At 65.6% G+C, this 22,401-nt stretch carries 22 protein-coding genes; 11 read left to right on the forward strand and 11 right to left on the reverse strand.

All coding sequences use genetic code 11. The features are described 5' to 3' along the window. Positions 1–4: 4 nt before the first annotated feature. On the forward strand, positions 5–253 hold the full coding sequence (locus ROH8110_RS06365; RefSeq protein WP_085816812.1) for a hypothetical protein: 249 nt from the start codon (positions 5–7) through the stop codon (positions 251–253). Next, the gene (locus tag ROH8110_RS06370) at positions 250–837 is read left to right on the forward strand and encodes an HD domain-containing protein (RefSeq protein WP_085816813.1); all 588 of its coding nucleotides are present in this window, start codon (positions 250–252) and stop codon (positions 835–837) included. Before ROH8110_RS06365 ends, ROH8110_RS06370 begins: the two co-directional genes overlap by 4 nt. A gap of 10 nt (positions 838–847) precedes the next feature. On the opposite strand, the gene ROH8110_RS06375 is transcribed toward ROH8110_RS06370, so the two are convergent. From ROH8110_RS06375 to ROH8110_RS06385, 3 genes are read right to left on the reverse strand one after another with little or no spacing between them, the layout of a single operon-like run. Next, on the reverse strand, positions 848–1,441 hold the full coding sequence (locus ROH8110_RS06375) for a GNAT family N-acetyltransferase (RefSeq protein WP_085816814.1): 594 nt from the start codon (positions 1,439–1,441) through the stop codon (positions 848–850). Beyond that, a complete protein-coding gene (mfd, locus tag ROH8110_RS06380; protein WP_085816815.1) occupies positions 1,434–4,895 on the reverse strand; it encodes a transcription-repair coupling factor in 3,462 nt (1,153 codons plus the stop codon). The genes ROH8110_RS06375 and mfd overlap by 8 nt, the downstream gene beginning before the upstream one ends. A 45-nt stretch (positions 4,896–4,940) precedes the next feature. Then, entirely contained in the window at positions 4,941–5,483 is a 543-nt protein-coding gene (locus ROH8110_RS06385; protein WP_121143613.1) for a component of SufBCD complex, read from the reverse strand. 122 nt (positions 5,484–5,605) lie between these two features. On the opposite strand from ROH8110_RS06385, the gene hemB reads away from it, so the two are divergent. Both hemB and ROH8110_RS06395 read left to right on the forward strand, forming a co-directional pair. Next, a complete protein-coding gene (gene hemB, locus ROH8110_RS06390; RefSeq protein ID WP_085817043.1) occupies positions 5,606–6,601 on the forward strand; it encodes a porphobilinogen synthase in 996 nt (331 codons plus the stop codon). A gap of 111 nt (positions 6,602–6,712) precedes the next feature. Next, on the forward strand, positions 6,713–7,273 hold the full coding sequence (locus ROH8110_RS06395) for a lipid-binding SYLF domain-containing protein (protein WP_085816816.1): 561 nt from the start codon (positions 6,713–6,715) through the stop codon (positions 7,271–7,273). An 89-nt stretch (positions 7,274–7,362) separates the two neighbouring features. On the opposite strand, the gene ROH8110_RS06400 is transcribed toward ROH8110_RS06395, so the two are convergent. Continuing rightward, the gene (locus tag ROH8110_RS06400) at positions 7,363–7,632 is read right to left on the reverse strand and encodes an usg protein (protein ID WP_085816817.1); all 270 of its coding nucleotides are present in this window, start codon (positions 7,630–7,632) and stop codon (positions 7,363–7,365) included. 244 nt (positions 7,633–7,876) lie between these two features. Here ROH8110_RS06400 and gyrA point away from each other — a divergent pair, with 244 nt between their 5' ends. Beyond that, positions 7,877–10,621, forward strand: coding sequence for a DNA gyrase subunit A (gene gyrA / locus ROH8110_RS06405; RefSeq protein WP_085816818.1), 2,745 nt, complete (start codon positions 7,877–7,879; stop codon positions 10,619–10,621). A 182-nt stretch (positions 10,622–10,803) separates the two neighbouring features. After that, positions 10,804–11,400 (forward strand): hypothetical protein, encoded by a 597-nt coding sequence (locus tag ROH8110_RS06410; protein WP_085816819.1) that lies wholly within the window; start codon positions 10,804–10,806, stop codon positions 11,398–11,400. A gap of 8 nt (positions 11,401–11,408) precedes the next feature. On the opposite strand, the gene ROH8110_RS06415 is transcribed toward ROH8110_RS06410, so the two are convergent. Beyond that, the gene (locus ROH8110_RS06415; protein ID WP_121143653.1) at positions 11,409–12,521 is read right to left on the reverse strand and encodes a polysaccharide biosynthesis/export family protein; all 1,113 of its coding nucleotides are present in this window, start codon (positions 12,519–12,521) and stop codon (positions 11,409–11,411) included. A gap of 51 nt (positions 12,522–12,572) precedes the next feature. On the opposite strand from ROH8110_RS06415, the gene ROH8110_RS06420 reads away from it, so the two are divergent. Beyond that, entirely contained in the window at positions 12,573–13,451 is an 879-nt protein-coding gene (locus tag ROH8110_RS06420; RefSeq protein WP_085816820.1) for an NAD-dependent epimerase/dehydratase family protein, read from the forward strand. Then, on the forward strand, positions 13,448–14,071 hold the full coding sequence (locus tag ROH8110_RS06425; protein WP_085816821.1) for a sugar transferase: 624 nt from the start codon (positions 13,448–13,450) through the stop codon (positions 14,069–14,071). Before ROH8110_RS06420 ends, ROH8110_RS06425 begins: the two co-directional genes overlap by 4 nt. Here the strand turns inward: ROH8110_RS06425 and ROH8110_RS06430 are convergent. From ROH8110_RS06430 to rpmH, 6 genes are all read right to left on the reverse strand, one after another. Further along, on the reverse strand, positions 14,059–15,531 hold the full coding sequence (locus tag ROH8110_RS06430) for a carboxypeptidase M32 (RefSeq protein WP_085816822.1): 1,473 nt from the start codon (positions 15,529–15,531) through the stop codon (positions 14,059–14,061). The two genes, ROH8110_RS06425 and ROH8110_RS06430, sit on opposite strands and share 13 nt — an antisense overlap. Positions 15,532–15,535: 4 nt before the next feature. Continuing rightward, on the reverse strand, positions 15,536–16,675 hold the full coding sequence (gene ctaA, locus ROH8110_RS06435; RefSeq protein ID WP_085816823.1) for a heme A synthase: 1,140 nt from the start codon (positions 16,673–16,675) through the stop codon (positions 15,536–15,538). 65 nt (positions 16,676–16,740) lie between these two features. Continuing rightward, the gene (locus ROH8110_RS06440) at positions 16,741–17,487 is read right to left on the reverse strand and encodes an RNA methyltransferase (RefSeq protein ID WP_085816824.1); all 747 of its coding nucleotides are present in this window, start codon (positions 17,485–17,487) and stop codon (positions 16,741–16,743) included. Positions 17,488–17,712: 225 nt separating this feature from the next. Continuing rightward, positions 17,713–17,982 carry a membrane protein insertion efficiency factor YidD gene (gene yidD, locus ROH8110_RS06445; RefSeq protein WP_085816825.1) on the reverse strand — a complete coding sequence of 90 codons (270 nt, stop codon included), beginning with the start codon at positions 17,980–17,982 and terminating at the stop codon, positions 17,713–17,715. Further along, positions 17,979–18,380 carry a ribonuclease P protein component gene (rnpA, locus tag ROH8110_RS06450; protein ID WP_085816826.1) on the reverse strand — a complete coding sequence of 134 codons (402 nt, stop codon included), beginning with the start codon at positions 18,378–18,380 and terminating at the stop codon, positions 17,979–17,981. The genes yidD and rnpA overlap by 4 nt, the downstream gene beginning before the upstream one ends. Before the next feature lie 29 nt (positions 18,381–18,409). Continuing rightward, complete coding sequence (gene rpmH, locus ROH8110_RS06455; protein WP_005980833.1) at positions 18,410–18,544, reverse strand: 50S ribosomal protein L34; 135 nt, start codon at positions 18,542–18,544, stop codon at positions 18,410–18,412. Between the two features lie 278 nt (positions 18,545–18,822). Between rpmH and ROH8110_RS06460 the strand changes: the two genes are divergently transcribed. From ROH8110_RS06460 to ROH8110_RS06470, 3 genes are read left to right on the forward strand one after another with little or no spacing between them, the layout of a single operon-like run. After that, positions 18,823–19,554, forward strand: a complete 732-nt coding sequence (locus ROH8110_RS06460) for a TVP38/TMEM64 family protein (RefSeq protein WP_085816827.1) — start codon at positions 18,823–18,825, stop codon at positions 19,552–19,554. Between the two features lie 2 nt (positions 19,555–19,556). Beyond that, on the forward strand, positions 19,557–20,975 hold the full coding sequence (locus ROH8110_RS06465) for a dihydrolipoyl dehydrogenase family protein (protein WP_085816828.1): 1,419 nt from the start codon (positions 19,557–19,559) through the stop codon (positions 20,973–20,975). A gap of 18 nt (positions 20,976–20,993) precedes the next feature. Beyond that, positions 20,994–22,388 carry a sensor histidine kinase gene (locus tag ROH8110_RS06470; protein ID WP_085816829.1) on the forward strand — a complete coding sequence of 465 codons (1,395 nt, stop codon included), beginning with the start codon at positions 20,994–20,996 and terminating at the stop codon, positions 22,386–22,388. Positions 22,389–22,401 lie beyond the last annotated feature (13 nt).

The following is a 22,401-nucleotide window of genomic DNA, read 5'->3' on the forward strand; positions in this document are numbered from 1 at the left end:
TCTCATGGGCGTGACCGAGGACATGGCCGACCAGCTGGCGCAGGACGTGATCAAGTATATCGAGGCGACCGGCGACGAAGATGTCGTGTCGGACATGATCAAGCTGCTCGGCGCCTCGTCGCAGACCGCCGAAGAAGCCTTCCTGACCTCGCTCCGGGTGCGGCGCGCCAACATGAAGGCGCGCGCGATGCTGATGGAACGCGCCCGCAAGTTCCAGCAGGACAACAGCCCCGGCACGGCCGACAAGGGATGAGCGACCCCTCGCGACTCGACGCGCAGCTCGCCTTCCTCGGCGAGGCCGACCGCCTGAAATCCGTCACCCGCGCCAATACGCTCTGCGACGGCTCGCGCTATGAAAACTCGGCCGAGCACAGTTGGCACCTCGCCCTCTATGCGCTCGTGCTGGGCGAACATGCCCCCGACGGCGTCGATACCCAACGGGTCATCAAGATGCTGCTCCTGCATGACCTCGTCGAGATCGACGCGGGCGACACGCCGCTCTATGCCGATGCCGACCGCGCCGCCATCGCCAACGCCGAAGAGGCCGCCGCCACGCGCATCTTCTCGCTCCTGCCCGCCGATCAGGCCGCAGATCTGCGCGCGCTCTGGGATGAATTCGAAGCCGCCGAAACCGCCGACGCCCGTTTCGCCAAGGCGCTCGACCGCTTCCAGCCGCCCAATCAGAACCTCGCCTCGGACGGGATCAGCTGGCGCGACCATCACGCGACGCTCGCGCAGGTCGAAACCCGCGTCGGCGCGCCCATCACCCGCGGCGCCCCCGCGCTCTGGGATTGGATATTGCCGAAAATCCGCGACTGGTTCGCGCGCAACGGCTAAGCGCGCGCCCTCACCCCCCGATCAGCGGCACCTGCGGCGCGGCATCACGCGCCAACAGCCCGATCAGGCGCGGATCGGGCGCAATCTCCACCTCGCGCCGAAAGGGCACAAAGCCGCTGCGGCAATAGAAATCCAGCGCGGCGGGATGATCCAGCGTGCAGGTATGGACATGGAAGCGTCCGATCCCCTGCTCCCAGGCCATACCGATCGCCCGGTTCATCAGCCAGCGCCCCGCGCCGCCCCCGACAGCCCCCGGCACCAGCCCGAAATAGGCCAGCTCGCATTCGCCCGGCACGCGGAAATCCAGTTCCAGCAGCCCCGCATCGCGGCCCTTGTCGCGCAGCACATGGACATGCACGCGCGCATCATTGAGCAGCGCCTCGAGCTCAGCGCGCGCCATCGCCAGCCGCCCGAACCACAGCCACGGCGACCCGACCGCGCGAAACAGGTCCAGATACCAGTCCGCGCCGGGCCGCTCCACGCGCTCAAGCTCCAGCGCCAGGTCGGCCTCCGGCCTCTGCGGCGCTTCTTCCAGCATCTCGAGATGCGTCACCACCGAGGCGGTATGCCCCTCAGGCACGCCATTCAGCCCGTCTTCAAGCATCTTTCCTGGCCTTCTTCTTTTCGGCGACCACCTTTTCGGCAAGATCGCGGGCAATCGCGAAGGCACCCTTGATCTTGTCGCTGTCCTTGCGCCAGTCGCGGCGCACGACGATCTTGTTGTCCTTGACCTTGGCCTGACCGTTCTGCGCCCCGATGAACTCGACCAGCCCGGTGGGCGATGCGAACTTGTCGTTATGGAACTGGATCGTCGCACCCTTCGGCCCGCCATCCAGCTTGGCGATTCCCGCCCGCTTGCACATCGCCTTGATCCGCACGATCAGCATCAATGTGTTCACCTCCTTGGGCAGCTTGCCGAAACGGTCGATCAGCTCGGCGGCGAAACCTTCCAGTTCAACCTTGGTCGTCAACCCGCTCAGGCGGCGATAAAGCCCGAGGCGCACATCGAGATCCGGCACATAGCTTTCCGGGATCAGAACCGGCACGCCCAGATTGATCTGCGGCGCCCATTGGCCGTCATCCTCGGTCAGCCCCTCCATCTCGCCGGATTTGATCTTGGCGATCGCCTCTTCCAGCATGGATTGATAAAGCTCATAGCCCACATCGCGCATCTGGCCCGACTGCTCTTCGCCAAGAAGGTTCCCGGCACCGCGAATGTCCAGATCCTGACTGGCCAGCGTGAATCCCGCGCCAAGCGTGTCCAGGCTGCCCAGCACCCGCAGCCGCTTTTCGGCGGCGGCGGTCAGGCGCATCCGCGGCTTCGTCGTGAGATAGGCATAGGCCCGCGTCTTGGCGCGCCCCACCCGTCCCCGGATCTGGTAAAGCTGGCTCAGCCCGAACATGTCCGCGCGATGCACGACCATCGTGTTGGCGGTCGGGATATCCAGCCCCGATTCCACGATCGTGGTCGCCAGCAGCACATCGTAACGCCCATCGTAAAAGGCGTTCATCCGGTCATCCAGCTCGCCCGCCGCCATCTGCCCATGCGCGACCACATATGTGACCTCGGGCACCTGGGTTTTCAGGAACTCCTCGATCTCGGGCAGATCGCTGATGCGCGGCACCACGAAAAAGGACTGCCCGCCCCGGTAATGCTCGCGCAGCAGCGCCTCGCGGATCGTCACCGCGTCGAACTCGCTCACATAGGTGCGGATCGACAGGCGGTCGATGGGCGGCGTGCCGATGATCGACAGGTCCCGCACCCCCGACAGCGACAATTGCAGCGTGCGCGGAATCGGCGTCGCGGTCAGGGTCAGAACATGCACGTCCGAGCGCAGCTGCTTCAGTCGCTCCTTGTGCGCCACGCCGAAACGCTGCTCCTCGTCGATCACCAGCAGGCCCAGGTTCTTGAAGCGCACGCCCTTGGCCAGCAGCGCATGGGTGCCCACCACGATATCCACCGTGCCCTTGGTCAGCCCGTCGCGCGTGAGGTTGGCGTCGCGCTGGCTGACGAAACGCGACAGCGGCCGCACCGTGACCGGGAAGCCGCGAAACCGCTCGGCGAAGCTCTGGTAGTGCTGGCGCGCCAGCAGTGTGGTCGGCGCGATCACCGCCACCTGCACACCCGACATCGCTGCCACGAAGGCCGCGCGCATCGCCACCTCGGTCTTGCCGAAGCCCACATCGCCACAGATCAGCCGGTCCATCGGGCGGCCCGCATCGAGATCGCCCAACACGTCCTCGATGGCGCGCAGCTGGTCGTCGGTCTCCGTATAGGGGAACCGCGCCGAGAACGCCTCCCATGCGTGATGCTCGGCCTCCAGCACCGGGGCCTTGCGCAATTCGCGCTCGGCGGCGATGCGGATGAGCCGGTCGGCCATCTCGCGGATGCGCTCCTTGAGCCTGGCTTTCTTGGCCTGCCACGCGCCCCCGCCCAGCCGGTCCAGAAGACCCTCTTCATGACCATAGCGGCTCAGCAGTTCGATATTCTCGACCGGCAGGTAGAGCTTTGAATTCTCGGCATATTCCAGCAACAGGCACTCATGCGCCGCGCCCGCCGCCGTCACCACCTCAAGCCCCTGGTAACGCCCGACCCCGTGATCCACATGCACCACCAGGTCACCGGGGCTGAGGCTCTGAGCCTCGGTCAGGAAGTTTTCCGCCCGCCGCCGGGTCTTGGGGGCGCGGATCAGCCGGTCGCCCAGCACGTCCTGTTCGGCGATCACCGTCAGGTCGGGCGCCTCGAACCCGTGTTCCAGCGACCAGACCGCCAGATGCAGGCCGCGCTTGTCGATCCTTGTGGCATCCCTCACGGTGACCGCGCCGATCAGGCCCTCATCCTCCAGCAGCCCCTCGAGACGCTCGCGCGCACCCTCAGAATAACTGGCCAGCAGGACCGGGCCGTCCTTCAGCCGTGCCTCGATGTGATCCTTGAGCGCACCGAACAGGCTCAGGGACTCGTTCTGGCGTTCAGGCGCGAAATTGCGCCCGATGCGCCCGCCCGCGTCGATCACGCCGGGGCCGGTGGCCTGCGGCAGCGGGTTGAGCTGCACGACCCTCCGATCGCTCATGCCAGCCTGCCAGGCCCCATCGTCGAGATAGAGCAGCCCCGGCGGCACCGGCTTGTAGATCGTGTCTTCGCGGCTCTTCTGTTTCAGCGCGTGCTGGCGGGCCTCGTATTGGTCGGCGATGGACTCCCAGCGGGCCAGCCGCGCGGGCGTCACCTGATCGTCCAGCGTGACACTCGCTTCAGGCAGGTAGTCGAACAGCGTCTCCAGCCGCTCATGGAAGAACGGCAGCCAGTGTTCCATCCCGGCATGTTTGCGCCCCGCGCTCACCGCCTCGTAAAGCGGATCATCCGTGCCCGCCGCGCCGAACTCGATGCGGTAATTCTGCCGGAATCGCGTGATCGCCGCCTCGTCCAGGATCACCTCGCTCACCGGCGCCAGCTCGATGCGCTCCAGCTTCTCGGTGGTGCGCTGCGTGACCGGATCGAACCGGCGCAGCCCGTCCAGCACATCGCCAAATAGGTCCAACCTGACCGGCCCGCCCTCGCCCGGCGGGTAGATGTCGATGATCCCGCCGCGCACGGCGTAATCGCCCGGCTCCATCACCGTGGGCGCCTGGCTGAACCCCATGCGCACCAGGAACGCCTTGAGCGCCGCCTCGTCGATGCGCTGGCCCAAATCCGCGGTAAAGGCGGCCTCCTTAAGCACCTCGCGCGCCGGCACCCGCTGGGTGGCGGCATTGAGCGTGGTCAACAGCACGAAACGGCTGGGCATCCCATGCACCAGCCCCGCGAGCGTGGCCATGCGCGCGGCTGAAATATCGGCATTGGGGGAAATCCGGTCATAGGGCAGGCAATCCCAGCCCGGAAAGCGCAGCACCGGCATGTCGGGCGCGAAAAAGCGCAGCGCATCAGCCATCGCCGCAAGCCGCTTGTCGTCGCGCGCCACATGGATGACGGGCGCCTCGCGCCGCGCCGCCTCGTTCAGCAGCAGCCGCGCGTCGAACCCCTCGGGGGCGCCACCAAGGGTGATATGATCAGATCCGCTCATTCCACGCCCGATACAAGCCCCGCGCGCAGGGCGCAAGCAACAGCCCTAGCCGCCCAGAACGCCCAGCGTCATGTTCTGCAACATGCCCCACATCGCGGTGATGAAGATCGACACCATGCCGATCACCTGCGTCACCAGCCGGTGCCGGTGCATCTGCCGATACAGCAATGCGCCCTGCATCTCGCGCAGCCGGATCTTGCGCGCGCTCCAGAACGACAGCAGCGCCACCAGGCTCATCGGCATCGCCAGCAGGAACACCGCCTGTGCGAACTCGATGCGGTAATAGAAACCCAGCATGAAGGTGGCCGTCAGGATGAAACAGGCGAACCCCGAGGCCAGAAGCCCCGATTCGCGCATGATATAAAGGATGCGATTGGTGTTGATGCGCACCATGTCATGCAGGTCGATGACGCTCTGGTCATCCTCGCCGGTGCGCTCGGCCTTGCGGGCGCGCGTCACCATGTCCCAGGGCACGCCCAACACCCAGTGGCTGGTCGATGACCACAGCACCGCCAACGCGATCCAGAACCACAGGTTGCTGAAACTGCGCATGTCGATGAGCTCGAAAACCGTCTCGTACCAGTTCACCGTAGGTCTTCCCGAATTGCCTGCCGACAGGTATTAGACCCGCTGCGCGGCAATTCCTACCCTTGAGATGCGTGAATTTCCATGCCACTGACATCGGCGACCCATTCTGCGAAAGTCCGCCCATGAAACCGACCCAAGCCACCTTCCCCGCCACCCGCCTGCGCCGCCAGCGCAAGAGCCCGGCACTTCGCGCGCTGGTGGCGGAAAACACGCTTGGACCCGGCGACCTGATCTGGCCGCTTTTCGTCCGCGACGGCGAGGGCGTGGAAGAGCCGGTGCCCTCGATGCCCGGCGTGGTGCGGCGCAGCGTCGACAAGCTGGTCGAGGTGGCCCGCGAGGCCCACGCGCTCGGCATCCCGGCGATCTGCCTCTTTCCCTATACCGGCGCGGACAAGCGCACATCCGACTGCGCCGAGGCCTGGAACCCCGATAACCTCTCGAACCGCGCCACCCGCGCCATCAAATCGGCCGTACCGGACCTCGCGATCATGACCGATGTGGCGCTCGATCCCTATTCCGACACCGGGCATGACGGTTTCGTCGTCGATGGCGAGATCGTCAATGACGAAACCGTCGAGGCGCTGGTCAAACAGGCCATGAGCCAGGCCGAGGCCGGGGTCGACATCATCGGCCCCTCGGACATGATGGACGGGCGCATCGGCGCGATCCGCACGGCGCTGGAATCGGGCGGGCATCACAACGTCCTGCTGCTCAGCTACGCCGCCAAATACGCCAGTGCCTTCTATGGCCCGTTCCGCGATGCGGTCGGGGCGTCGGGCGCGCTCAGGGGCGACAAGAAGACCTACCAGATGGATTGCGCCAACAGCGACGAGGCGCTGCGCTGCGTGGCGCGCGACCTCGCCGAGGGCGCCGACATGGTGATGGTCAAGCCGGGCATGCCCTATCTCGATATCTGCCGCCGGGTGAAGGATGAATTCGCTGCCCCCACCTTCGCCTACCAGGTGTCGGGCGAATACGCGATGATCCAGGCCGCCGCGCAGCAGGGATGGATCGACGGCGACCGCGCCATGCTCGAAAGCCTGATGGCCTTCAAACGCGCCGGTTGCGACGGTGTGCTCACCTATTTCGCCCCCGCCGCCGCCCGCGCCCTGCAGTAACACGCCCATCTTGCCACAAACGGGTGACAGCGGCGCGTTGCCCACCTATACTGCGCGCGACCGGTCATTCAATAAGACCGGCATCATGTCAGGCAACGAACAGGCAACATCATGAGCAAACTCACACGACGCGGTTTTACCCTCGGCGTCATCGCAGGCACCCCGCTTCTGGCGGCCTGTGGCAATGGCGTGGGCTCCACCAGCGCACAGAAGATCGACGCGCGCGTCGATTCGACCCTGAACCACCTTTATTCCAACTACCCCAACACGCGCGACCTTGCCGCGAAATCGACCGGCATGCTGGTCATGCCGCTGATGACCGAAGCCGGTTTCATGTTCGGCGGCGGCTACGGGCGCGGCGCGCTCAAGATCAACAACTCGACCGTGGACTACTATTCGTCCACCAAGGGCTCGTTCGGCCTTCAGATCGGCGCGCAGCAATTCGCCCATGTGCTGTTCTTCATGACGCAGGACGCGCTTGAGCGTTTCCGCCGTGGCTCGGGCTGGGTCGCGGGCGCCGATATCGAATATGTCTTCAACGACAGGGGCGAGAATATCCGCGCCGACACCACCACCAGCACCGCGCCTGTCGTGGCCGTGATCTTCGGACAGGCCGGCGCGATGGCCGGGGCCAGCCTCGAAGGCATGAAATATACCCGGATCATTCCCTGATCCGATCGGTGGAGGGGGCGCCGCCCCCTCTTGGCCTCCGGCCAATCCACCCCCGGAGTGTTTCCGGCAAGATGAAGCCCGTCTCCCGCTCAGTGCAGGGTGAATTCGCCCACCATGTTGCGCCATTCGCCCGGCGCGACCAGCTTGCGATGGGTGAAGCGCACCGAATGCAGCGCGCCCTCGATCTCGCCCTGCCAGAATTCCACGAACCCGAACAGGCGCGGGTGATCCGGCGCGGTGTCGTAATCCTGCCAGATGAAAGTATTGAGAACATTGGTATAATCGGGCATCCGGTAATAGAATTCGGCCGTGGTCAGCCCGTATCCTTTCAGCAACATTTCGCATTCGCTCATCTGCATCGCCTGGCTCCTCTGTGGTGCTGTTTTTTCTTCTTGTCCTCCAATGATGCCCGAATGATTTTGTTTTTCAATGAAAACAGTATGTTATCACCCAGCCGCGCTGGCTGCCAACAGGCCGTCGCGTCAGGCATTGCACCCAATATCCGCCCTCTGATATAGTCCGGGCAACAATATATAGAGCACGCATGACAGGACGGGCCGCGACTTGAACGACACGCCACAACCCCCTGAGAACCCAGAAGAAATGCCGCCAGAGCGCCCCGCCTATGACGGGCCGACGGTGTCGATCTCGGACGAGATGAAGACCTCGTATCTGGATTATGCGATGTCGGTGATCGTCAGCCGCGCCATTCCCGATCTGCGCGACGGCTTGAAACCGGTGCACCGGCGCATTCTCTACGCGATGCACGAGGGCGGCAACACGCATGACAAGCCCTATCGCAAATCGGCCCGCGCCGTCGGCGATGTCATGGGTAAATACCACCCCCACGGCGACAGTGCGATCTATGACGCGCTGGTGCGCATGGCGCAGGATTTCTCGATGTCGCTGCCGCTGCTGGATGGGCAGGGCAATTTCGGCTCGATGGACGGCGATAACCCGGCCGCCATGCGCTATACCGAAGTGCGCATGGACAAGCCCGCGCAGGCGCTTCTGGCCGATATCGAAAAGGACACCGTCGACTTCCAGGACAATTACGACGGCAAGGATCTTGAACCGTCCGTCCTCCCGGCACGTTTTCCCAACATGCTGGTCAACGGCGCGGGCGGCATCGCCGTCGGCATGGCCACCAACATCCCGCCCCATAACCTGGGCGAGGTCTGCGATGCCACGCTGGCGCTGATCGAGAACCCCGATCTCACCTCCGAGGATCTGATCGAATACATCCCCGGCCCCGATTTCCCGACAGGTGGCATCATGCTGGGCCGCTCGGGAGCGCGCAAAGCCTATCTCGAGGGCCGCGGCAGCGTCGTCATCCGCGCCAAGACCCGCGTCGAGGAGATCCGCAAGGATCGCTATGCCATCGTCATCGACGAGATCCCCTACCAGGTGAACAAGGCCGCGATGATCGAGAAGATCGCCGAGACCGTGCGCGAGAAGCGGATCGATGGGATCAGCCACGTCCAGGACGAATCCGACCGCCACGGCGTGCGCGTCGTGATCGAACTCAAGCGCGACGCCACCGCCGAGGTGGTGCTCAACCAGCTGTTCCGCTTCACCCCGATGCAGACCCATTTCGGCTGCAACATGCTGGCGCTCAACGGCGGCAAGCCCGAGCAGCTGACCCTGCGCCGCTTCCTGACCGCCTTCATCTCGTTCCGCGAAGAGGTGGTCGCCCGGCGCACAGCGTTCGAACTGCGCAAGGCGCGCGACCGCAGCCATGTGCTTTGCGGCCTCGCCGTGGCGGTCTCGAATGTCGACGAGGTGGTCGCCACCATCCGCGCCTCCGCCGATGCCGCCGAGGCCCGCCAGAAGCTGATGACACGGCGCTGGCCCGCAGGCGACATCCTCGAATATATCGCCCTGATCGACGATCCCACGCACAAGGCCAACGAGGACGGCACCTATAACCTGTCGGAAACCCAGGCCCGCGCGATCCTCGACCTGCGCCTTCAGCGTCTCACACAGCTCGGCGTCAACGAAGTCACCGACGAGCTCAAGGACCTGGCCGGCAAGATCAAGGAATACCTCGCCATCCTCGCCAGCCGCGAGCGCATCATGGCGATCATCGCCGAGGAACTGCGCGAGGTTCAGGGCCAGTTCGCCGTGCCCCGCCGCACCCAGATCGTCGACTGGTCCGGCGACATGGATGACGAGGACCTGATCGAGCGCGAGGACATGGTCGTGACCGTCACCCAGGGCGGCTATATCAAGCGCACCGCGCTGGCCGATTTCCGCGCCCAGAAGCGCGGCGGCAAGGGGCTCTCGGGGATGCAGACCAAGGAAGAGGACGTGGTCACCACCCTCTTCGTGGCCAACACGCATACCCAGCTTCTGTTCTTCACCACCGACGGCATGGTCTACAAGCTCAAGACATGGCGCCTGCCCCAGGGCGGTCGCACCTCCAAGGGCAAGGCCATCGTCAACATCCTGCCGATCCCGACTGGCGTGTCGATCGCGGCGATCATGCCGGTGGACCGCCCCGAGGAGGAATGGAACGACCTGCAGATCGTCTTCGCCACCACGGCGGGCGACGTGCGCCGCAACGCGCTCAGCGACTTCACCAACGTCAAGCGCAACGGCAAGATCGCCATGGACCTCCCCGAAGGGATCGAACTCGTGAACGCCCGCATCTGCGCCGAGGATGACGATGTCATGCTCGTCACCCGTGCGGGCCGCGCGATCCGCTTCCCCACGACCGAGGTGCGCGTCTTCAAGGGCCGCAAATCCACCGGCGTGCGCGGCATCCGCCTGCAGGGCGACGACCGCGTCGTGTCGATGTCGGTCATCCGCCATTTCGACGCCACCTCCGACGAGCGCGCCGCCTACCTCAAGATGCGCCGCGCGATGGCCGGTGCACCCGATGACGGCGACGAGCCCGAAACCCCCGCCGGCGACATTCCCGCCGAGCGTTTCGAGGAAATGTATGGCGCCGAAAACCTGATCCTCACCATCACCGTGCAGGGCGCAGGCAAGCTCAGCTCCAGCCACGACTACCCCGTGCGCGGGCGTGGCGGCATGGGCGTACAGGCGATGGACAAGGCGATGCGCGCGGGCGCTCTGGTTGCCTCCTTCCCGGTTGAAACCGACGACCAGATCATGCTCGCCACCTCGCGCGGGCAGTCGATCCGCGTGCCGGTCGAGGGCATCTCCTTCCGCTCGCGCTCGGCTGGCGGGGTCAAGGTGTTCAACACCCGCAAGGGCGAAGAAGTGGTCAGCGTCGCCTGGATCGCCGACAATGGCGACGAAGACGAGATCGACGCCGAAACCGGCGACGTCAACGTGGCCGACAGCGCGGGCGACAGCAGCACGCCCACAAGCGGCGATTGATCTCCTTTAACGGGCATTGCCACGATTTTGCCCGGAATTTGCCCCGCATCTTCGGATTGCGGGGCAAAATTCAGCCTTATTTCTCAGCGCATTCTGCAAGTGTTAAAGTTGAGTTGCCGACTTGCGAGTTCTCCTAAAGCAGGCGCCGGATCAACCGGCAGCGAAAGGAAAGAGCGCAGGACATGCAGGACAGCTGGCTTAATTTCACCGCTTTGACCATCATCCGTATCGTTGTCGGGACATATGTCGTCGCCATCGCACTGGGCCTTGTGGCCGGTGTCGATCCGGCGGCGCTGTTCGTTCCGGCCCTTGGTCCCGCAACGGGTGATCTGGCAGGGACGGTGACACTCTGTGCGCTGGCTCTCGCCTTCATGGCAGGATTCGGCCTGCGGTTGTTCTCGGCCAGTCTTGCGCTCTTCGTCATCGGCTCCAGTGCGGCGCAGAATCTGCTCTCTCCTGCGTCGGCCGATCTTCAGGGCTTCTGGCGGGATGTCGTCCTTGCCTGTGCGGTCTTGCCGGGGGCCGTGGCGATGCAGCCGCGCGCACCCGGCAGGCCCGCAAGGTTCGCCCTGCGTCAGGCCCGGCGGGTTCACCCCCGGCGCATCGCCACCGGCAAACCCAGCAAACGCCTCGCCGCCGAGGAAGCCGCCGCCAAGCGCGCCGAACTGCGTCGCGTCGCGCAGGCCGCTCAGGCCGCCGAGGCTGTGAAGGCCGTCCCTTCGGACGGCGTGCAGCCCGAACTCCCGGCACGGCCCAAGGCCGTTCTCACCCCGGTCTGAAACCCGCGTCAGGCATCGTTCGCCGCATTGCCAAGCCCGATTACCGTGCCCAAAAGGCCAAGGATCGTACGCGCGCCATTCACCGGCGATTCCGTCGCCAGCAGCGTATCCCCCGGATTGACGCGAAAGCTGCGCGCCGCGAACAGCCCGTCAGCGCCGGTCAGATCGATGGTAAAGACCACCTGTTGCATCTCCGGCCCCGCGCCACCGGGGTTCAGGTCATCCGCCCGGTAATCGCGCAGGATCAGGATGCCGCGCGGGTTGGCCCGCCCCGCATCAAGCCCGCCCATCGCCGAAAGAGCATCCATCGCGCTCATATGCTCGGTCTCGAAATAGATCCGCTCCTGCCGCCCGGCCGCGCCCAGCACGTTGAAACTGCGCGTGTCCTCGACCACCGTGATCTGGTCGCCGCCGCGCAACCACACATTGTAATCCGGTGTTTCCAGCAGGCGCCGTGCCAGCACCTCATACCCCTGCCCGTTGCGCTGCAACCGCACCAGCGGGTTGCGCAATCCGGGCAGGATGCCGCCGCCCTGCGCGATCACGCCCAGCAGGCTTTCGTTGCGGCCCTCCAGCGGATAGCGCCCCGGCGCGCCGACGCCACCCACCAGATCGACCGAATTGTTGCGCCCCGCCACCACCGAGATCTGCACCTGCGACGATACCGATATATCCTCAAGTTCCTTCTGGATCCTGTTGCGGGCCTCGGTCTCGGTCAGGCCGCGCACCGCGACCTCGCCGACATAAGGCACAAAGACCGTGCCGCCGGACGACACCATCATCGCCGGAAGCGCCGTCATTTTGCTGCCCGCTCCCGCCAGAAGCGAGTTCTCCTGCGATTCCCAGACCGCAAGTTCCAGCCTGTCACCGCTCTGGATCAGCGCTGCATCCGGTCCTCTGCTGGCGGCGAACCAGCGGTATCCGCCCGACCAGCCGGTGACCGGCCAGCCCGCCAGTCGCGGCGCGCTCTCGCGCGTCACCTTCACCACCTGGAAACTCGGGTGTCTTGCCCCGGTCTCGTTCAGGATTTCGGATTGCAGCGCCGCACCGCGCGGCAGACTGCAGGCCGCCAGCAGCAACAGGCAAGCCCCCTGCACCAAGAATCGGCGAACTCGCACCATGCCCATCACCCCCAAGCTCTTGACATGCATCTTCCATAGCGCACTCAATTCATGGTAGAAACCGGAAAATCCACTTCGCGTCAAAAGTCCGAGCCCCTGCCCCTTTCCGATCGCCCCCCCAACCAGATTCTTGTGACCGGCGCGGGCGGACGGGTCGGGCAGCTCGTGCTGCGCGCACTTGCCGGGGCGCCGGATGCGCCGCGCATCGTCACCCTCTCGCGCAGCCCCGGCGCCGATGTGGTCTGGAGCCCCGTCACCGCGCCCTGCCCGCCCGTGCCCACCTGCGACGCGGTCCTGGCGCTCTGGGGCGTGACATCGGGCGATGATGCCGCGCTTGCCAGCAATAGCGCCCTTGCCCGTCAGGCGCGCCGCGCCGCGATCGCCGCAGGCGCGTCGCGGGTCATTCACCTGTCGTCGGCGGCGGTCTATGGCGGCGGTCTGGACCTGCGCGAAAGCGACCCGGCGCGCCCCGTCTCGGCCTATGGACGCGCCAAGCTGGCGATGGAGCACACGATCGCGGCCCTTCCGCGCCGCGAAGGGCTCAGCCATTGCTGCCTGCGTCTTGCCAATGTGCTCGGTGCCGACAGTCTCACGCCCGCGCTCGCCAGCGGCGCGCCGGTGACGCTCGACCGTTTTGCCGATGGTCACGGCCCCTTGCGCAGCTACATTTCGCCCGCGGCACTGGCGCGCGTGCTCCTCGCGCTCACCCGCCTGCCGGCATCACGCCTGCCGCCGCTCCTGAATGTCGCCAGCGCCCCGCCGCTGCGTATGGAAACACTGGTACACGCGGCGGGGTGTCAGCTTGCATGGCGGCCCGCAGCCGATGATGCGCTGGCGGCGGTGACGCTCGACGGATCCGCACTCTCTGCCCTCCTGCCCGCCCTGCCGCCCGACAGCGACGTGATGGCCCTCGCCGGGAGCGAGTCATGACCCCCGGCAAGCGGCTCATGGATATCGCGCTGGTGCTTGTGCTCTTCGTGCTTCTCGTGCCGGTGATCGCGCTCACCGCCCTGCTGGTCGCGTTCATCGACGGGCGCCCGGTCTTCTACCGCTCCGAACGCATGATGACCCCCTCGCGCGCCTTCCGCCTGTGGAAATTCCGCACCATGACCACCGCGCACGATGACAGCGGCGTCACCGGCGGCGACAAGTCCGCGCGGATCACGCCGCTCGGATCTGTCCTGCGCCGTCACCGGCTCGACGAACTGCCCCAGCTTCTCAACATCCTGCGCGGCGAGATGAGCTTCGTCGGACCGCGCCCGCCCCTGCGCGCCTATGTCGACCGCCACCCCGATCTCTATGCCCGCATCCTGCGCCATCGCCCCGGCGTCACCGGCCTTGCCACCCTGCGCTATCACCGCACCGAGGAACGCCTGCTCGCCGCCTGCACCACGCCCGAGGAAACCGACCGCGTCTACAACGCCCGCTGCGTGCCCCGCAAAGCGCGGCTCGACCTCATCTGGGCCGCCAGGCGCAACCTCTGCTTCGACCTCCTGCTGCTGATCGAAACCGGCCTGCCCCGGCGCAGGGGCCGCCGTCACGCCGGGTAAAGCGCCCCGAACTTGTCCTCAAGGTAATCCAGAAGCGGCCCCGCCCCTGGCGCCTTGCCGCCACAGGCGCGTGCGATCGTCTCGCGCGGCGTGCGCAGACCGCCATGCCGCTGCACATTCTCGCGCAGCCAACCGGTCGCCGCACCCGGATCGCCCTTCGCCAGATCGCAGTCCAGCCCCGGCAGCTCCGCGCGCATCGCCTCATGCAGGCAGCCGGCATAAAGATTGCCCAGGGAGTAGGTCGGGAAATAGCCAAACAGCCCCACCGACCAATGCACATCCTGCAAAACCCCCTCCGAGGCCCGCCCCACCGGATAGCCGAAATCGGCCGCGAACCGGTCGTTCCAGGCGGCTTCCAGGTCATCCACCTGCAAATCCCCCGCGATCAGCGCGCGCTCCAGATCAAACCGCAGCATCACATGCAGGTTATACTGCACCTCGTCGGCCTCGGTGCGGATATGCCCTCGATGAAGCCGGTTTACCGTGGCATAGAAACTGTCCTCGTCCGCCACCCCGATATCGCCGAAAATGTCGCGCATCCGCCCGTAAAGGAAATGGCAGAACGCCCGGCTGCGCCCCAGCTGGTTCTCATAGATGCGGCTCTGGCTTTCATGCACACCCATCGAAACACCATGCCCCACCGGGCTCAGATGCCAGGCCTTGTCGATGCCCTGCTCGTAACAGGCATGGCCGACCTCGTGGATGGTGGAATACAGGCAGTTGAACGGATCCTCGGCACTGATCCGCGTGGTGATGCGCGCATCGTCCCCGCCACCTGACGAGAATGGATGCACCGCCTTGTCGATCCGCCCGCGGCTGAAATCATAGCCGAACCGCTCGGCCAGTTCGCGCGCCAGCCGCATCTGGCCATCCGCATCGAAATCGCCACAGAGCGGCGCGCGCTCGGGCGCTTCAAGCGCCCTCTGGCGCAAGGCCACCAGCGCCGGGCGCATCTCGTCGAACATCGCCTGAAGGTCATCGGCCCGCGCGCCCGGCTCGAACCCGTCAAGCAGCGCCTCATAGGGATCTCCCCCCGCCGCCAGCGCCGCGCCCTCCTCGCGCTTGAGGCGCAGCACATCGCGCAGCACCGGGGCGAAAGCGGCGAAATCATCCGCCGCGCGGGCCTCGGCCCAGACACCCTGCGCATGGCTCGTGAGCCGCGCCAGCGCCGTCGCCAGATCGCCGGGCACGCGCAGCGCGCGTTCATGGTCATGGCGCAGCAGGCGCAACTGCGCCGCCCCGCCCTCGTCCGGCGCCTCGGCGCTGGCCAGCCACTCCCCCAGCCGCGGATCGGTGCGCCGCGCATGCAGCACGCTTTCCATCGCGCCGATCGCCTCGGATCGCTGCGCCGCCGCGCCGCGCGGCATCATGGTCTCCTGGTCCCAGGACAAAAGCCCCGCCACCTGCGCCAGCGCCTCGGTCTCGCGCGTGAACGCCATCAGCTCGTCATATGCGCTCATCGCGTCAGCCCCGCACCGATTGCGCCACCGGATAGGCGCTCAGGAACCGCGCCCGCAGGATCAACACCCACAGCACCACCGCGACGAACTGATGGACAATCGCGATCTGCCAGGGTGCGATGTAAAGCACCGTCGCGATCCCCAGCACCACCTGCGCCAGAAGCGCGATCATCGCCGCGCTGAAGGCCGCGCCGGTCGCCCGGTTGGCGCTGCGCCGGCCCTTGATCCAGACCATCACGCCAAACGCCAACAGCGCATAGCCCACCATCCGGTGAATGAACTGCACAAGCCCCGGATTCTCAAACAGGTTGCGCCAGCCCAGGTCGCTCATCCACATATCGGGCGGCAACAGCCCCCCCGCCATCAACGGCCAGTCGGTGAAACTGCGCCCCGCATCGATCCCCGCGACCAGCGCGCCGATCAGGATCTGCAGAAACGCGAAATGCAGCCAGCCCGTCGCCAGCCCGAACAGCTTCGCTTCACCGGCGCGCCGCGCCTGCATGAGATCGCGCTCCTCGCGCCCCAGCAGCATCACATACCAGGCGATGAACCCGAGGATCACAAAGGCCAGCCCCAGATGCGTGGCCAGACGATAACTCGCCACATCCAGCATCTCGCCCTCAAGGCCCGAACTGACCATCCACCAGCCGATCGCCCCCTGCGCGCCGCCCAGCACACCCAGCATGAGCAAGCGCCCGCTCCAGCCAACCGGGATCTTGCGCGCCACAAGGAAACCCGCGAAACCGACAGCCCAGACAAGCCCGATCACCCGGCCCAGCTGGCGATGTCCCCATTCCCACCAATAGATGCGCTTGAACTCGGACATGCTCATGCCCTTGTTCTGCAACTGGTATTCGGGAATCTGGCGGTATTTCTCCAGCTCTTCTTCCCAGGCCGCCTCGCTCATCGGCGGCAGCGCACCCGTGACCGGCTTCCATTCGGTGATGCTCAGCCCGCTGTCGGTCAGCCGCGTAAGGCCCCCCACGGCGATCATCACCACCACCAGCGCGAACAGCACCATCAGCCAGGCACGGATCGCGCGGCGCGCCCCGCGCGGGCGTGCGTCGATCATCCCGCCCGTCGGCGCGGCCTTCGGGGCCTCACCCTCGCCCACATCCTCGAAAATGCTGCGCTTGCCACTCATCTCGTTTCCCCTGCCTGCTGATCGGCCCAAAGGTTAGTGCGCCCCGCACCCCCCTTCAAGCGGCCTCAATCACCGCGTTCCTTCCAGCGGACCATCTGCCGCAGGACGCCGTGCAGCATCTGCACATCCGCCCGCGTCAGCGGCATCCGGCTCCACATGTTGCGCAGGTTGGTGCGCATCCCCTGTGCCTTGTGCTCGGGGAAAAAGAACCCGGCGTCCTCAAGTCGTGTCTCGTAATGCTCGGCCAGCTTCTCGACCTCGATCTGCTCGGCCCAGTCGGCACGCGCCATGTCGACCCGCTCGGGCGTGATCCCGCCCTGAGCGCGGCGCCATTCATAGCCGGTCAGCAGCACGCATTGCGCCAGGTTCAGGCTGGGAAACGCCGGGTTCACGGGTACGTTGATGATCGCATTGGCCTTGGACACGTCCTCGTTTTCCAGCCCCGCGCGCTCGGGACCGAACAACACGGCGACCTTCTCGCCCGCCGCGATCCGCTCGGCGGCAACCTGCATGGCGCGCTCGGGACTCAGCACCGGCTTCGTAAGCCCGCGCGCCCGCGCCGTGGTCGCCATCACGTAATGGCAATCCGCCACCGCCTCGGCCACGTCCCCCATCAGCCTCGCCTCGTCCAGAACGCGCCCCGCGCCGCTGGCCATCGCCACCGCGCTCGAATTGGGCCAGCCATCGCGCGGCACCACCAGCCGCATCCGGTCCAGCCCGAAATTCCACATCGCGCGCGCCGCCGCGCCGATATTCTCGCCCATCTGCGGGCGCACCAGCACGAAATCAGGCTGAGGGGTGTCGCTTGGCATCTGTGTCTCCTTGGGTCGCTGCCGCCTCTTAAACAGTTTCACGCGCCTGCGACACCGCATTTGCGCCCGTGCTTCGCGTTCCGTTCTGTGCAGAACGGGTGGGCAAAATGTACGCAACGCATCGTGCGGTCGGTTAACCCGCCGCGTTTTCCGACAGGATACCGACGCGTTACCGACGCGATACCGTTGCAATACCGATGGTGTTTTTTGCCTTTAATCAATGCCTTAGGGATGATTCGCGTGGTCGTCGCAGGACCCGCCCTCACCCCCGTCGCATCCCGGCACCGGATCATAGCCGCACCCACCCCAGGGATTGCAGCGCAGAATGCGCCTGAGCGCCAGCCAGCCGCCCTTGATCGCGCCGTGATGCTTCAGCGCATCGAGCGCATATTGGCTGCAGGTGGGCTGAAACCGGCAGCCATGTCCGACCCAGGGCGACAGGATCAGCCGATAGGCCCTCACCGGCCATGACAAGACATGCGCCAGCGGGCTCATTTTCTTGTTCCGTGGATTGAACTTAGCGCGTTTCGCAAGTCGGATTTCAGCGCCTCGAAGGGGCGCGCGGCGGTGGCATTGGCGCGCCCGATCAGCACGTAGTCCCAGCCCGGCCTGCCCGCCTCGGGCAGCACCGCGCGCGCCGCTTCGCGCAACCGCCGCTTGGCGCGGTTGCGCGCCACGGCATTGCCGACCTTCTTTGAACAGGTGAACCCGACCCGGATCGCCGGGTCGCCATCGTGCCGCTCGCGCCCCTGCACCACCATCGAAACGGTGCTCTGGCGCCGGGCCTGCGCCGCGCGAAGGAAATCCGGGCGGTCTTTAAGTGTCTGAAGACAAACGGAAACCGCCGGGGGCTTCATCCCCGCATTCCTGTCGGGGGCCTCCGGCGGCATCATGTCCGTAGTCCTGTTACTGCTGCGCCTGCTCAGGCGCTCAGCGACTTGCGGCCGCGCGCACGACGCGCGTTCAGGATCTTGCGGCCGGCCTTCGTGGCCATGCGTGCACGAAACCCGTGGCGGCGCTTGCGAACCAGGTTCGAGGGTTGGTAGGTGCGTTTCATCGCTCCGTCTCCGGTCTTTGCGGGGCGGCACCGCCATCAGAATCGCGGCCACGCCCTGTATATGTTCGAGGCCCGGTCTATAGTGGCCCCTTCGCCCCAAGTCAAACCCGCCCCGCGCCTTTTGCAACAAAAACCTTCGCCGGGTGCACAAACCTGTCACAAACCCATGAAAACCGGCCCGATCCCATCACCCGGCATCACCCTCCTGTGAGCCCTATGGCCAAAGGTCTCCGACCTGCGCATGTTCGATCCATACAGGATCAGGAGCGCATGCCGCCATGAAGGATACCACCCGCCCTCGCAAGCCCGCCCTCTGGCGACACCTGCCGCTTGCCGCGATCCTGATTGTTGCACTGGCCGGATCATTCCTGCTGGGCGACCACCTCAGTTTCGACACGCTCCAGACCCACCGCGAAGCCCTGCTGGGTTTTCGAGACGCCAATTTCGCGGGGATCGTGGCGCTGTTCCTTGGCGCCTATATCCTGATCGTCGCCTTCTCGCTTCCCGGCGCGGCGGTCGCTTCGGTGACCGGCGGCTTCCTCTTCGGCCTCTGGCTTGGCACCACGCTCAACGTGCTGGCCGCCTCGATCGGGGCAATCGCGATCTTCTGGGCCGCGCGCCTCGGCCTCGGGCGCGTTCTGAGCGCCCGGATCGAAACATCCGACGGCACCTTGAAGAACATCAAGAACGGATTGCACAACAATGAAATATCGGTTCTTTTTCTGATGCGCCTCGTGCCGGTCGTGCCCTTCTTCGTGGCCAATCTCCTGCCCGCGCTGGTCGGGGTCCGCTTCGTCAACTTCGCCCTGACCACGGTGCTCGGGATCATCCCCGGCGCGCTGGTCTTCACCTGGATCGGGGTCGGCATCGGCGAGGTCTTCGACCGCGGCGAACGCCCCGATCTCTCGCTTCTCTGGGAGCCGCAGGTGATCGGCCCCATCCTCGGCCTCTGCGCGCTGGCCGCCCTTCCCATCCTCATCAAGGCCATTCGCGGCCGCAAGGACATCTGATCATGAGCGAACTCAAGACCGACCTTCTGGTCATCGGGGCAGGATCCGGCGGCCTCTCAGTGGCCGCGGGCGCCGCACAGATGGGGGCCGATGTCATCCTGCTGGAAGGAAACCGCATGGGGGGCGATTGCCTCAATTTCGGCTGCGTTCCCTCCAAGGCGCTGATCGCGGCGGGCAAGGCCGCCCATGCCCAGTCCCACGCTGCCGCCTTCGGCATCGCCGACGTTTCACCCAAGGTCGATTATTCCGCCACCATCGACCATGTGCAGGACGTGATTTCCCAGATCGCGCCGCATGACAGCCAGGAACGCTTCGAATCCCTCGGCGTCCGGGTCATCCGCGAGCATGGCAGCTTCGTCTCGCCCCATCAGGTCCGGGCGGGCGCGCATCTGATCACCGCCCGCCGGGTGGTGATCGCGACCGGTTCCTCGCCGCTGGTGCCGCCGATTCCCGGCCTTGATTCAGTGCCTTACGAGACGAACGAAACCCTTTTTGAACAGCGCGATCAGCCCGAGCACCTGTTGATCGTCGGCGGCGGCCCCATCGGCATGGAAATGGCGCAGGCACAGCGCCGCCTTGGCGCCAGGGTCACCGTGATCGAGGGTGCCAAGGCTCTCGGCCGCGACGATCCCGAAACCGCTGCCGTCCTGCTTGATGCGTTGCGCGCCGAAGGCATCGAGATAGCCGAAGACGCGCTTGCCAGCGAAATTCGCGGCAAACCCGGTGCTATCGAGATCGAAACCCGCGACGGGCGCCTGTTCAAGGGCACCCATCTTCTGATGGCGGTCGGGCGTAAACCCAATATCGAACGCCTCGACCTGGCGGCAGCCGGAATCGAGACGACAAAGACCGGAATCAAGATCGATGCCGCGCTCAAGACGACGAACCCCAAGGTCTACGCCATCGGCGATGTGGCAGGCGGGCTGCAATTCACCCATGTGGCGGGGTATCATGCGGGGATCGTCATCCGCTCGGCCCTCTTCGGCCTGCCCGCCAAGGCCGAGACCTCCCATATCCCCTGGGTCACCTACACCGCCCCCGAACTCGCCCAGATCGGCCTGACCGAGGACGAGGCGAAACGAATCCACGGCGAGAAACTCGAACTGGTGCGCTTTCCCTATGACCAGAACGACCGCGCCATCGCAGAGCGCAGACCGCTGGGGCTTATCAAGGTGATGGTCGTCTCTGGCCGCCCCGTGGGCGTGTCCATCGTCGGGGCGCAGGCCGGCGAGCTGATCGGCCTCTGGGCCTTTGTCATGGCCAACCGGCTCAAGATGAAGCATGTGGCAAAGATGGTCGCGCCCTACCCGACGCTGGGCGAATTGAACAAGCGTGCGGCTGGGGCCTATTTCTCGCCAAAGCTGTTTGATAGTCCTAAGATCAAGACGATCGTGAAGCTGGTACAACGCTGGATACCCTGAAAGGGGCGGACATAACGCATGCGGTTTCTGAAATCTCTTTCGGGACGCTTCCTGATCCTGACGATCGTATTCGTCATGCTGGCCGAAGTCCTGATCTTCGTGCCCTCGATTGCGCGTTTCCGCGAGGATTACCTGATGTCGCGGCTCGAGCGTTCGCAGATCGCCTCGCTGGCGCTGCTCGCGAATGATGACATCTCCCCCGAGCTTCAGGACGAGCTCTTGCAGAATGCCGGCGTCTTCAACGTGGTCCTGCGGCGCAACGATGCCCGGCAGCTCGTGCTGTCCTCGCCGATTCCCTCGCCGATCACCGCCACCTATGACCTGCGGAATGCCAGCGCGATTGACCTTATTCGCGATGCGATGACCCGCCTGGTCACGCCCGAACCACAGGTGATCCGTGTCATCGGCGACCCGGTGCGCATGGCAGGCCTCCTGATTGAAGTCACCCTCGAAACCAGCGAACTGCGCACCGCCATGATCGATTACGGCCTGCGCATCCTGCTCCTGTCTGCTGTGATTTCTGGGGTTACCGCGCTGTTGCTGTTCCTCGCGGTGCGCAGCCTTCTGGTAAAGCCGATCAAGCGGGTCGTCGGCCACATGCAATCCTACGCCGCCGCGCCCGAAGATGCGCGCCGGGTCATTTCGCCATCCGCCGGCGTCACCGAACTGCGCGAGGCCGAAGAAACGCTGAAACTGATGCAGACCCAACTGACCAGCGCGCTCAAGCAGAAGGACCGGCTGGCGCAGCTTGGCGGCGGGGTCGCCAAGGTCAGCCATGACCTGCGCAATATCCTGACGTCAGCGCAGCTTTTCACCGACCGCCTCGAACTGAGCGAGGACCCGACCGTCAAGCGCATGGCCCCGAAGCTGGTCAATTCCATCACCCGCGCGGTGCATCTGTGCGAAGCCACCCTCGCCTATGGCCGCGCCGAGGAACCCGCCCCCGCCCTCAGCCGCGTGTTGCTGGCCGATATCGTCAGCGACGTGATCGACAGCGAACGCCTCTCCGTGGGCGACGGCGAGGTCAGCTTCTCCGAGGACATCCCCGCAGCGCTCATGATCCGCGCCGACGCCGAACAGCTGTATCGCGTGATTTCCAATCTCGTGCGCAATGCGCGTCAGGCCATCGTCACCACAGGCAAGCAGGGCGAGATCAACGTCGCCGCCACCGAGACCGATGACGACTGGATCATCACCATCACCGACACCGGCCCCGGCCTGCCGCCAAAGGCGCGCGAGCATCTTTTCCAGCCTTTCCAGGGCCGCGCGGCCAAGGGCGGCAGTGGACTCGGCCTCAATATCGCCGCCGAACTCGTGCGCGGCCACGGCGGCGCGCTGACGCTCGAGCGCAGCGACGAGACCGGCACCGCCTTTCGTATCTCGCTGCCGCGCGGCGGTGTCGAAATGGGCTGAGTTTTTCTTCTCT

The sequence above is a fragment of the Roseovarius halotolerans genome (genome assembly GCF_900172255.1).
GTDB classification, from domain to species: Bacteria; Pseudomonadota; Alphaproteobacteria; order Rhodobacterales; family Rhodobacteraceae; genus Roseovarius; species Roseovarius halotolerans.

Excerpts from the sequence above, each read along its gene's own strand:
- ROH8110_RS06365 (WP_085816812.1), top strand. The coding sequence starts at position 5 with ATGGGCGTGACCGAGGACATGGCCGACCAGCTGGCGCAGGACGTGATC.
- ROH8110_RS06370 (WP_085816813.1), top strand. The coding sequence starts at position 250 with ATGAGCGACCCCTCGCGACTCGACGCGCAGCTCGCCTTCCTCGGCGAG.
- ROH8110_RS06375 (WP_085816814.1), bottom strand. The coding sequence starts at position 1,441 with ATGCTTGAAGACGGGCTGAATGGCGTGCCTGAGGGGCATACCGCCTCG.
- mfd (WP_085816815.1), bottom strand. The coding sequence starts at position 4,895 with ATGAGCGGATCTGATCATATCACCCTTGGTGGCGCCCCCGAGGGGTTC.
- hemB (WP_085817043.1), top strand. The coding sequence starts at position 5,606 with ATGAAACCGACCCAAGCCACCTTCCCCGCCACCCGCCTGCGCCGCCAG.
- ROH8110_RS06395 (WP_085816816.1), top strand. The coding sequence starts at position 6,713 with ATGAGCAAACTCACACGACGCGGTTTTACCCTCGGCGTCATCGCAGGC.
- ROH8110_RS06400 (WP_085816817.1), bottom strand. The coding sequence starts at position 7,632 with ATGCAGATGAGCGAATGCGAAATGTTGCTGAAAGGATACGGGCTGACC.
- gyrA (WP_085816818.1), top strand. The coding sequence starts at position 7,877 with ATGCCGCCAGAGCGCCCCGCCTATGACGGGCCGACGGTGTCGATCTCG.
- ROH8110_RS06410 (WP_085816819.1), top strand. The coding sequence starts at position 10,804 with ATGCAGGACAGCTGGCTTAATTTCACCGCTTTGACCATCATCCGTATC.
- ROH8110_RS06415 (WP_121143653.1), bottom strand. The coding sequence starts at position 12,521 with ATGGTGCGAGTTCGCCGATTCTTGGTGCAGGGGGCTTGCCTGTTGCTG.
- ROH8110_RS06420 (WP_085816820.1), top strand. The coding sequence starts at position 12,573 with ATGGTAGAAACCGGAAAATCCACTTCGCGTCAAAAGTCCGAGCCCCTG.
- ROH8110_RS06425 (WP_085816821.1), top strand. The coding sequence starts at position 13,448 with ATGACCCCCGGCAAGCGGCTCATGGATATCGCGCTGGTGCTTGTGCTC.
- ROH8110_RS06430 (WP_085816822.1), bottom strand. The coding sequence starts at position 15,531 with ATGAGCGCATATGACGAGCTGATGGCGTTCACGCGCGAGACCGAGGCG.
- ctaA (WP_085816823.1), bottom strand. The coding sequence starts at position 16,675 with ATGAGTGGCAAGCGCAGCATTTTCGAGGATGTGGGCGAGGGTGAGGCC.
- ROH8110_RS06440 (WP_085816824.1), bottom strand. The coding sequence starts at position 17,487 with ATGCCAAGCGACACCCCTCAGCCTGATTTCGTGCTGGTGCGCCCGCAG.
- yidD (WP_085816825.1), bottom strand. The coding sequence starts at position 17,982 with ATGAGCCCGCTGGCGCATGTCTTGTCATGGCCGGTGAGGGCCTATCGG.
- rnpA (WP_085816826.1), bottom strand. The coding sequence starts at position 18,380 with ATGATGCCGCCGGAGGCCCCCGACAGGAATGCGGGGATGAAGCCCCCG.
- rpmH (WP_005980833.1), bottom strand. The coding sequence starts at position 18,544 with ATGAAACGCACCTACCAACCCTCGAACCTGGTTCGCAAGCGCCGCCAC.
- ROH8110_RS06460 (WP_085816827.1), top strand. The coding sequence starts at position 18,823 with ATGAAGGATACCACCCGCCCTCGCAAGCCCGCCCTCTGGCGACACCTG.
- ROH8110_RS06465 (WP_085816828.1), top strand. The coding sequence starts at position 19,557 with ATGAGCGAACTCAAGACCGACCTTCTGGTCATCGGGGCAGGATCCGGC.
- ROH8110_RS06470 (WP_085816829.1), top strand. The coding sequence starts at position 20,994 with ATGCGGTTTCTGAAATCTCTTTCGGGACGCTTCCTGATCCTGACGATC.